Source organism: Peribacillus sp., from assembly GCF_059453735.1.
This window is the reverse complement of the sequence record NZ_JAZVJO010000306.1, coordinates 1-10,640: the sequence shown is the minus strand read 5'-3', so window position 1 is coordinate 10,640 and position 10,640 is coordinate 1. Positions and strand designations below refer to the sequence as shown.

Annotated in this window: 10 protein-coding genes and 2 pseudogenes; 11 read left to right on the top strand and 1 reads right to left on the bottom strand. The window is 39.2% G+C overall.

All coding sequences use genetic code 11. From position 1 onward, the window contains the following. Window positions 1–220, top strand: a pseudogene (locus AC52RT_RS09820) (cytosolic protein); the annotation flags it as partial. 20 nt (window positions 221–240) lie between these two features. Continuing rightward, window positions 241–525 (top strand): HNH nuclease-like protein HlpB, encoded by a 285-nt coding sequence (gene hlpB / locus AC52RT_RS09815; RefSeq protein WP_495540574.1) that lies wholly within the window; start codon window positions 241–243, stop codon window positions 523–525. Window positions 526–550: 25 nt separating this feature from the next. Here hlpB and AC52RT_RS09810 read toward each other — a convergent pair whose 3' ends face one another. Beyond that, window positions 551–1,480 carry a MerR family transcriptional regulator gene (locus AC52RT_RS09810; RefSeq protein WP_495540573.1) on the bottom strand — a complete coding sequence of 310 codons (930 nt, stop codon included), beginning with the start codon at window positions 1,478–1,480 and terminating at the stop codon, window positions 551–553. A gap of 299 nt (window positions 1,481–1,779) precedes the next feature. Between AC52RT_RS09810 and AC52RT_RS09805 the strand changes: the two genes are divergently transcribed. The 9 genes and pseudogenes from AC52RT_RS09805 to AC52RT_RS09765 form a co-directional block, all read left to right on the top strand. Continuing rightward, on the top strand, window positions 1,780–2,352 hold the full coding sequence (locus AC52RT_RS09805; RefSeq protein WP_495540575.1) for a histidine phosphatase family protein: 573 nt from the start codon (window positions 1,780–1,782) through the stop codon (window positions 2,350–2,352). A gap of 34 nt (window positions 2,353–2,386) precedes the next feature. Next, window positions 2,387–3,052 (top strand): oxidoreductase, encoded by a 666-nt coding sequence (locus AC52RT_RS09800; protein WP_495540572.1) that lies wholly within the window; start codon window positions 2,387–2,389, stop codon window positions 3,050–3,052. 66 nt (window positions 3,053–3,118) lie between these two features. Continuing rightward, the gene (locus tag AC52RT_RS09795; protein ID WP_495540571.1) at window positions 3,119–5,038 is read left to right on the top strand and encodes a sigma-54-dependent Fis family transcriptional regulator; all 1,920 of its coding nucleotides are present in this window, start codon (window positions 3,119–3,121) and stop codon (window positions 5,036–5,038) included. 275 nt (window positions 5,039–5,313) lie between these two features. Beyond that, on the top strand, window positions 5,314–6,084 hold the full coding sequence (locus AC52RT_RS09790; protein ID WP_495540570.1) for a 3-hydroxyacyl-CoA dehydrogenase: 771 nt from the start codon (window positions 5,314–5,316) through the stop codon (window positions 6,082–6,084). A gap of 61 nt (window positions 6,085–6,145) precedes the next feature. After that, a complete protein-coding gene (locus AC52RT_RS09785; RefSeq protein ID WP_495540569.1) occupies window positions 6,146–6,919 on the top strand; it encodes an enoyl-CoA hydratase/isomerase family protein in 774 nt (257 codons plus the stop codon). Window positions 6,920–7,049: 130 nt separating this feature from the next. Next, entirely contained in the window at window positions 7,050–8,558 is a 1,509-nt protein-coding gene (locus AC52RT_RS09780) for a class I adenylate-forming enzyme family protein (RefSeq protein ID WP_495540568.1), read from the top strand. A 558-nt stretch (window positions 8,559–9,116) separates the two neighbouring features. After that, window positions 9,117–9,209, top strand: a pseudogene (locus AC52RT_RS09775) (adenosylmethionine decarboxylase); the annotation flags it as partial. A gap of 289 nt (window positions 9,210–9,498) precedes the next feature. Continuing rightward, the gene (locus AC52RT_RS09770; protein WP_495540567.1) at window positions 9,499–10,248 is read left to right on the top strand and encodes a gamma-glutamyl-gamma-aminobutyrate hydrolase family protein; all 750 of its coding nucleotides are present in this window, start codon (window positions 9,499–9,501) and stop codon (window positions 10,246–10,248) included. An 83-nt stretch (window positions 10,249–10,331) separates the two neighbouring features. Beyond that, on the top strand, window positions 10,332–10,640 hold a 309-nt coding region (locus AC52RT_RS09765), incomplete at its 3' end, for an HAD hydrolase-like protein (RefSeq protein WP_495540566.1).

Genomic DNA, 10,640 nt, shown 5'->3' with positions numbered 1-10,640 from the left:
TATTTCATATCTCGTTCTTCAATATGAAGAAGATAATGAAGAACCAAATGGCTGTTACTCTTTTGAAATGAAAGATTTTTATGAGTTTCTCGCGTTATATACATTAGGTATGAACATGGCTGATGAGGATGAAAGTGAAGAAGAAGCAGACCCTATTCATCATCTTGCCCACTTGCTCTATCATATAGTTGAAGAAGGGAATGCAGTCATTCCAGACTGAAGGTAATGAGGGATTGATTGATGGCTACTGGTACTTGTGAACTTTGCGAGAGGGAAGGTATTGAGCTAACCGTACACCACCTCACACCAAGAGAAGAAGGAGGCAGTCATATGCCGACTGCCATGCTTTGCAAAGCCTGTCATAAACAAATTCATGCACTCTATTCAAATCGAGTTCTAGGGATAAGACTTAATACAATCATGCTTCTTCAAGATGACGAAGAGATAAAAAAATACCTTAAATGGGTTAAAAAGCAACCAGCTTCGACAGCTGTGCGAACAAGAAAATCAAAACATAAATACTGAAACGGCTTTCCATCGGGAAGTCGTTTTATTTTTTTAACGGTTTCACACCGAAGAGTTTCCACCATGATTTCTTATCCTTCCCTGCAGCTGCTTTTCTAAAGGAAGAAACCATATCCTGAAAAGCATCCTCACGATCGCGTATGGCCAACGTTAATTCTTTTAGATTCTGTGTCATGGTTTCCACAAAATGCTCTTGTTCATCATGAAAGACATTGGACACATTCTGAATTTCTTTATGAGCTTCTTTTACGGTCATTGCAGCCTTACTCATGGTATTGTTATAGTCTTTTGATGATCTAGTAATCTTTTTAGAAAGTCGTTCTATGGTTTCTTCAGAGGCTTTGGTAATGCTGGTTGTGAGTGTCCCATACGTTTCAGAAGTAAGTTCATGTGTATTGATTATCGTATCTGTCAGCCGATTAATTTCTTCCTTCCTCTTTTCATTAGATCGTTGAATAGATTTTGAAACGCTCTGAACCGTGTCTAGCGAGCCTTGATAAATATCATTTTTTAATTCATCCATCATACTTTGGACATTAGCCTGCATAACCTGTTTAATATCAGTCAATAAATCCTTTTTATACAATTCCATCGCTGAGTTGAACTTTTCAAAGTCCGTTACTTCAGTTTCTGGGGGACTTGTTTTAAGTTCAGTTGCAGCTTTTTCCGGCAATAGAGTTTCTACAGGACCCGCAGCGGCTTCACTTTCTTCAGAATTTTTTTCTAAAATCATTCGTATCATCTCTTTACTCAGATTTTTTGCCCGCATATCCTTAATCTTTTCAAGCATGGAAATTTCTTTTTCCGTATAAAACCTCGCTCCTTGCTTTGAACGGGGAATCGTCAACAAACCCTTTAAATCCTTTTCCCATTGTCTAATTGTTCCAACACCAGTATTAATTCGTTTAGCAACATCTTGAATTGTGTAAGCTCTGTTAATCAAATCATTTACCATCATGTCAGCCCCTTATTGAAATAGTTTAAAAAATCAGATGTAGACTATATTCTGCAAACCCTTTTAGATATTCCTGCCGAGTGACAAAAGCTCTTAAAACGTTTGAAAATACAGCAAGTTTCACAAAAATAGCAAAAAAAGCCGAAATATAGATGGGTAAATGGCTGTTGTCTTGATTAACTGCAGTTTTTGAAGAAAGATAAAATTTATTCCTTTTTCCGCAGGTAAATAGTTTGATTATTCTGTTAAAAATGTATAATAATAAATAACCACTATTAGTTAAGAAAGGATTGATGGGTATTACAACCATTTGTTTAGTAAGACATGGAGAGACGGATTGGAATGCTTGTGGCAGATTACAGGGAAAGACGGATATTCCCCTAAACGATAAAGGAAGAATGCAAGCTAACCAATGTGGAATGTATCTAGCTAAATCAGATTGGGATGTTATTATATCCAGTCCGCTTAAACGGGCGGTAGAAACAGCCGAAATTATCAGTACGTACATCGTTCAACCGACAATCCTGACGATGGTGGAATTTATTGAACGTGATTATGGTGATGCGGAAGGAATGACTTTTACAGAAAAAAGGATGGCTTATCCGGATAAACGATATCCGAATAAAGAAAAACGGGAGCTTTTTGATAACCGAATTATGGATGGACTATGTAAAATCCAAGAAGCTTACCCGAATAAACGAGTTGTTTTAGTGGCTCATGGAGCAGTGATTAAGGCGTTATTGAATAGTCTGTCTTCAGGAATTCTCGAATCCAATCATACACGATTGCAGAATGCTTGTTTAAGTAAAATAGAATTTCAGTTTAACAGTTGGAACATTCACGAATTTAATCAAACCGCACACCTGTTATAATAGACTAATCAAATGAAAAAGGACTGGAATAGACATGTCACAAAAAAAAGCATTAGTCTTAGGCGCTACAGGAATGGTTGGTGCTGAACTTGTTAAACTAATCAGCGCAAACAAGTATTATCAGACCATTACTGTGCTGACCCGACGGCCGATTAATCTCTCGGATCAGACGATAAATCAGCAGGTTATTGATTTTGACCAACTCAACAAATATTCAGATCTGTTCCAAGTACAAGATGTTTATATTTGTTTAGGAACCACTATAAAAGCGGCGAAAACCAAAGAAGCATTTCGGACGGTGGATTATGAGTATGTTGTGGAAGCAGCTAAACTAGCTAAGCGAGGAAACCTGGAAAAACTGTTGATCATTACAGCGGCTGGTGCTGATCCAAGGTCTCGCGTATTCTACAGCCGTGTCAAAGGAGAGGTAGAGGAAACCTTAAAAAGTATGGGATTACCCTCTCTTCATATATTTAGACCTTCTTTGCTGCTTGGTGATCGAAAAGAATTCAGGCTAGGGGAAGCAGTGATGGGAAAAGCAAGCGGTATTCTTACTAAAATCATGATGGGGCCCTTACGGCCATACCGCCCTATTCATGCCGCGACCGTAGCAGCTGCTATGTTTAAAACCGCCCAGACTAACCAACATGGGACTCATGTGTATCCGTCAAAAGAGATTGAGCGAATGGGTTCAAGTTAATCATTTGACAACTAACTAGCACGGAAACGTTGGTTCCGTGCTTTATAAACAGGAATGGAGGTCCTTATGTTTGACTCATTAATCAACGAAGAAGTGTTGAATAATAAGGCACACTATGAAAGAAAAATTCGTGAAAACTGGGAGTACTTAATAGAAACAGGGAAGTTTCCTAAAAACCAGCGAACTACGATCACATCATCTTGGAAAAGATGTCTTCAGTATGGGCTTGATCCTTTAAGCCATTCAGTCCCCCTCCATAATGAATCAATTTCATGCCAAGAAAGAAAAGAAGAAAACCATTTATTGACGGATATTGCAATCCCTCTTACAGCTCAAATCATTGAATCAAGATCAAATGAAGAGCTTGTGCTGGGATTGATTAACGCCGAAGGAATCCTCATTCATCGATCATCGAGCCATAGTATTAAAAAACAAATACCCTTAGGATCAAACTGGTTGGAAGAAAATCAGGGAACAAATGCTGCCGGGACAGCTCTTTTTGAACAAAAACCATTGCAAATATTTGCAGAAGAACATTTTTGTCGAAACTTACATCACCTATTTACTTCCGCAGCACCTATTCGAGATCCCTTCACACGAGAAGTTATAGGTGTCTTAACGCTGGCAAAAGAAAAAAATACGATGGGAGTTCAGGATTTATTCAGTACAGTTACCATTGGACATAAGATTGAACGGCAAATAAGTGATACCTTGATAAAGCATAATAACTTTGCCCTGCAATCCCTGTTTAATAATTCGAAAGCTCCGTTTACCGTTTTTAATAACGCTGGAAGAATTACTTTTTTTAATCAAGCGGCTCAACAGGCTTTTTCGCTGAAAATTGGTGATTCATTCACTACCTTCATTGAAGGCAATCCATTTTTGACAAAAACAGATTATCTATTTACTAAATACGGAGTAGAATGGAAAATAAGAGTGCAGCCGTATAAAATAGGCGCTAATTTATACGGCGGAATTGCCGTGTTTGATCAAGTTAATAGGAAAGATGCTTTTTCAAAAAGAAAAAAAGAGGGAACGAGATACCAGTTTTCTTCCATTATCACTGAGCATCAGGACATGCATAAGGTTATATCATTAGCTAAAAAAGCTGCACTTTACGAAAAGACTGTGCTACTTACGGGTGAAACGGGTACGGGAAAAGAAATGTTTGCTCAATCAATACACGCTCATGGAACCCGTCAAGGAGCATTAATCGAAATTAATTGTGGTGCCGTTACACGTGATCTGGCTGCTAGTGAAATGTTTGGCTATGCAGGGGGTGCCTTTACAGGTGCTAATCCCAAGGGGAATCCTGGTAAATTCACATTAGCCCATCAAGGAACCATTTTTTTAGATGAAATTGGAGACCTGCCGCTTGAAGCACAAGCGTTTTTATTGAGAATCTTAGAAGAAAGAACAGTGGTACCAGTAGGTGGAAACAAGCCGGTACCGGTTGACGTACAGGTCATTGCCGCTACCAATAAAAACTTACTGCAGGAAGTGAGTGCGGGAAAATTTCGAGAAGATTTATATTATCGTTTAAATGTGATTCATCTCCGCATCCCACCATTAAGGCAGCGAAGGGGTGATATTCCGATATTGGTTAAATATTTTCTCAACCAGCAAGTGGGCCACGATGGACCATTGACGATTAGTGAAGAAGTGAAAGAGTTCTTTGACGCCTTTTCATGGCCGGGAAATATCCGTCAGTTGAAAAACACAATAGAGCACGCCGCCTTTTATGCAGAAGAAACAGAAATAACGATAAATGATTTGCCGGAGGACATGTTCGCAGAGGAAGGCGGAGCAGCAGATTTTTATAGTCGAAATAAAATGGTGAAAAATCAGTTTACTCACAAAGAACTCATTCGTGTACTACAAAATAATGAGGGTAATATTTCCAAAACAGCTCATTTTCTCAATGTTTCTCGGGTTACTATCTACAGGAAGCTTAAAGAAATTAATGAAATGAAGATCAATCAATAAACAGTTACACGATTACACAAATATGGTTTACACCATTACACATGTTACATGTTACGGAATACAGAAAAAAGAAGACATCTAGGTATTTTAGTAACCGCTTACATTAATTTGTCTGATGGCACAGTTATTGCATATTATCTATTCGTTGGTTGAAAGAAAAAGGAGGTGCGGTCAAAAAAAGATAACTGATTTTTACATAAGTAGCTAATTGGTGAAGATGATACAACGTACTCAACGAAACTATTCGCAAAATAAAAAATCATGGGGGATTTACAATGAAGATTTCTAATAAAGTGGCATTAGTTACAGGCGGCGCATCTGGTCTTGGAGAAGCAACGGTCGAGAACATTATTCAGCACGGAGGAAAAGCAGTTATCATCGATTTATCTGAAGAAAAGGCTAATAAACTGATTGAAACGCATGGCAGCGAAAATGTGTTGTTTGTCAAAACGAATGTAACAAGTGAAGAAGAAGTACGTCACACCCTTGACCAAGCAGTTGAACATTTTGGTGAGTTTCAGATCCTAGTAAATTGTGCGGGAATCGGAGCTGCATCAAAGGTATTGAACAAGGGGGTTGCTCATGATCTAGGAATCTTCCAAAAAGTCATAGAAGTTAATTTGATTGGTACCTTTAATGTGATTAGACTGGCAGTCGAGAGAATGTCCTTAAATGAACCAGATGAAAAAGGAGAGCGAGGGGTCATTATTAACACAGCATCGGTTGCCGCTTTTGATGGGCAAATCGGTCAAGTCGCATACAGTGCTTCGAAAGGCGGTCTTGTAGGAATGACGCTTCCGATTGCACGAGAATTAGCTCGCTATGGTATCCGCTGTATGACAATTGCTCCAGGGCTGTTTGAGACACCGCTGTTTGCAGCAGCATCCGATAAGGTTCGTGAAGCACTCGGAGCCATGGTACCTTTCCCACAGAGACTTGGCTATCCAGAGGAATATGCACAGCTAGTTCAAGGAATCGTCGAAAATACAATGCTTAACGGAGAAGTCATCCGCCTTGACGGAGCGATTAGAATGCAGCCAAAGTAAGTAGCTAAACGAATCTTTGACCGTGTTTGATTCTGTAAAATTAAAAGATGAGGGTGAGAAAATGGAAAAGCTAGTAACTTTTGAAAAGCAGGATGGAATAGCAACGGTTACAATTAATAATCCACCTTTGAATGTACTTGGAAGCAAAGTGGTTGAACAGTTACATGACGTCTTTTCGACAATCGCGGGTGACCCTGCTATTATCGTTGTCATTTTGACAGGGGCAGGCGATAGAGCATTCATGGCAGGTGCGGATATTAAAGAATTTCCTGAAAAACTTGGCGGAAACATGAAGGTAGGATCGAGCAAAACACAGGAGACACTTAACCTAATAGCGTCACTTCATAAACCTACGATCGCGATGTTAAACGGGATTACACTTGGCGGTGGATGTGAATTAGCCCTGACCTGTGATTTTAGAATTGCCGAAGAACATGTACAGATCGGTCTCCCGGAAATTAAATTAGGGATTTTTCCTGGAGGAGGGGGAACACAGCGTCTGCCTCGCTTAATTGGGAAGACAAAAGCCAAGGAGCTTATGTTTACTGGGGACCCGTTAACAGCTCAGGAAGCTAAAGAGATTGGTTTAGTTAGTACAGTTGTACCAAAAGGAAAGGGAATGGAAGAGGCGAGTAAGCTTGCCAAGCGGATAGCGCGCCACTCTCTCGAAGCTTTGGCGATGATTAAACAAGCAGTAGACGAGGGAATGGAACAACAGATTGCAGATGCAATTCAGCTTGAAGCAGACCTATTTCAAGAAATCTTTCAATCTAAGGGTGCCAAGGAAGGTGTTCAAGCATTTTTGGAAAAACGTACTCCACAGTTTAATCGCTGATTTCCAAGTAGCTTTTCAGAGAAAGCACCTTACAATACCAACTTTTTGAGACTAAACAGCATGTGAAAGGTGCAATACGTACAAATGAACTTGCTGTTTGAAGAAAACTAAATTGTTGGAGGTAAATAGGATGAATATTATTGAATTGCTGCAATCGACTGTTGAGAGATATCCAGAGATACCAGCCCTTGTTTTTCGCGATCAGGAAATCAGTTATCAAGAACTAGGGAAACGAGTACGTAAAGCAGCCTCAGGACTCAAGGCTCTTGGTGTAATCCCAGACACGAAGGTCGGTTTAATGATGTCGAATAAGCCGGAATATATTATTACCTATTTTGCTAACCTAGCTAACGGAGGGACAGTTGTACCCCTGAATCCATTATTTAAGGAAGCTGAAGTTACCTATATCCTCAATGACTCTGATGCTGAATATCTAGTGTTGGAGGAGATGTCTCTTTCTGTTATTCAACATGTTAGAAACGAGTTGACCAGCGTGAAAGAAATCATCTGCTATGGTGAATCAGACGAACTTTCTTGGGCATCGCTTCTAACTTATCCTGAAATGGAGAATTTTGTGCCGCGTTATGGGTCTGAAACAGCACAAATTATCTATACATCCGGAACGACTGGGTTTCCAAAAGGTGCAATGATCACCCACGCAAATTTAAACTGGATGGCCATTGCAGCTGCGGTGACGAATTCAATAAAACCAGGCGATCGTATTCTTTGTGTGCTGCCACTATTTCATGCATATGCAAAGCTGCAAGGCGTATTAGCCAATATCGCCCATGGAGGAACGATTTATATCGAGGAACGATTTGAACCGGTATCAATCCTTGATAAACTTGCCAAAAATAAGATTAATATTTTCTTAGGTGTTCCAACCATGTATACCATGTTTATCCACTCACCGAATATTACGGAACTTGATTTTTCTGCGCTTCGCATTGCCGGATCAGGAGGTGCTAGTCTTCCAGCAGAAGTCCTTGATAAAGTTAAACAATTAATGGACGTTGAGATATCGGAAGGCTATGGATTAACCGAGAGTACCGTTATGCTCTGCGCTTCACCACGAGATGGAATTAAAAAGGTCGGTTCCACCGGAGTTCCACTGGCAGGTGTTGACTTAAAAATAGTGGATCCTGAGGGAAATACGGTAGCACCAAAAGAAGTGGGAGAAATTATCTTCAGAGGACCGAATTTAATGAAAGGTTATTATAAACAGCCTCAAGAGACAGAAAATGCGATTCGAGATGGCTGGATGCATACTGGAGATTTGGCCTATGCGGATGAAGACGGCTATATTTTTATTGTAGACAGAATGAAAGACATGATCATAAGAGGTGGATTCAACGTTTATCCAAGAGAGATAGAAGAAGTACTTTATACACATCCCAATGTAATTGAATGTGCAATCATTGGACGGCCGGATCCCGTGTTCGGTGAAAAAATCGCAGCCTATGTCGTTACGAAAACGGAACAAGAAGAAGAGGAACTACGAGAATACTGCAAACAGAAATTAGTTCACTATAAAACACCTGATTATATTATCTTTATTAAAGAAATACCAAAATCAGGAACAGGCAAGATGCTCAAAACAGCATTGAAAAAGCTGGATAAAGAGACCATAAATCAATAACTTTAATTGAAAACGATTACATTTTGTGAACTAAGAATACAGTTTCTTTTGAACAGTTTTAACCAATAAAGGACTCCTTCTTTAGAGGAGTCCTTTCAGTTTGTAGACAAAAGGATTCGGAATGGTTTCATTCCGAACCTCTATTGGTATTTTGAACATATTTCATGGATGTTTTCCTGCTTATTGAGGCAAATCATGGCTTTTATAGGCTTACTGTTATTTTATAGTTCTCTATTGACATAGTATCCGCTTTTTAAATCACTTGTGTCCTGATGAATTTGTTCTAGGATAGCCCTCTCAATGGCAAGGTTTGATCCAGATTAACGTTAGAAAGACGGTTGATGAAGTGGAAGGCGTGAAGACTCCTGCGGGAACAGCGGGATAGGTGAGAGCCGCAGGAGCGTAAGCATTGATGCGGCTCACCGCCCGCCCGCGGAAAGCGAAGCGCCTGAAATGGAAATCAACATCTCGATTTTAAATCTCAACCGAGTTTGTCTACAGTCTGAAAGGACTCCTTCTATAGATGAGTCCTTTTTCCTTTTAAATTGGAACCGAGCCATGAATTTAAATAATTTAACAAAATCACTTAGTTTTAATATGTATGATAGTTGTTATACAAAAACAAAGGCTGAACGTGAAACTTACATAGACTTAAAGAAGAAATGGATGAAATTTTTTTTGGTAAAAAATAAAAAAGGAATAAGACAGATTAATAGAAAATTAATGACATTCTGCATGGCGTACATCTAAATGTTCGCATGTTGGAAGTCTTTTGCAGGTTCTTTTGAAACTCATTTGCCCTTCTAGTCCATCGTCCACCTTATTTTTTCTTCTATTTATTGTAGGTAATCAGGCAAAATAAATCATGGTGACTGTTTTCCAATATATGTGTATACTATTACTAAAAAACCACTTAAAAAAGTGGTTAGCGGGGTGCAGGATGGATAAAAAACCGGTTATTGGGATTACATGTGCATATACGAAGCAAAGCTTAAATTCAGAAGGGATTTATGTTCATCACGATTATCATCGTGCAGTCATTCAAGCAGGTGGTATTCCCTTAATCTTACCAGCTGCAGACCAAGCAACGCTAAATGCTTATTTTGACTTATGTGATGGGTTCATCTTGAGCGGAGGTGAAGATCTGGATCCAGCATTCTTTGGAGAGGAACACCATCCTAAGCTTGGATTTGTATACCATGATCGTGATGCTGCGGAGTTTTACCTTACTCAATTACTTCTAGAACACAAAAAACCGTTTCTAGCTATTTGTAGAGGGATTCAAGTTCTTAACGTTGTTTGTGGAGGTTCATTATATCAAGATATACCGAGTCAGCTGACTACAGCGCACCCCCATAGCCAATTAACCCATCGTTCAAATACGTTTCATCCTGTCATGATTTCTGAAAACAGCAAGCTTTATCAAATTTTCCAAAAAACTAACCTTGATGTAAATAGTCTTCATCACCAATCCGTAAAAGCATTAGGAAAGGATTTAGAAACAGTGGCAGTTGCAGCAGATGGGATAATCGAGGCAGTTGAAGTACAAAACCATCCCTTTGGAATTGGCGTACAATGGCACCCAGAAAGCATGGCAAGTAAAGATGCCCTATCTCAGCGGCTTTTTCAGTCCTTCATCCAAAGTGCTTATCAAAATGGACTTTCCGCTGATAGACTTCATATAAGTTAAGTATACCGAGCTATGCAGATTAATGCCTGCGCAGCTTTTTTTAGGATTCCTATTAAAATCATCGTTGAAGAGGAGAATCTGTAGTGATTAAAGCGATTATTTTTGATTTTGACGGATTAATTGTAGATACTGAAACCTATGAAATTCAGTCGTACCAACAGATTTATGAAGAGCATCAGATGCCATTTCCACTTCAACGCTGGCTTGAAAACATTGGCACACAAGGTACGTTTAACCCTTTTGAAGAGCTGTTACATGCAAAAAAAGATCTTATCATAGAGAAACTCGATTTAGAAAGAAATGCTAAATATGAGCAGTTAACAAAAAATATACAACCAAGGGAAGGGGTCTTAGAGTATTTAATCAGGGGAAAGGAGCTAGGCTTAAAAATA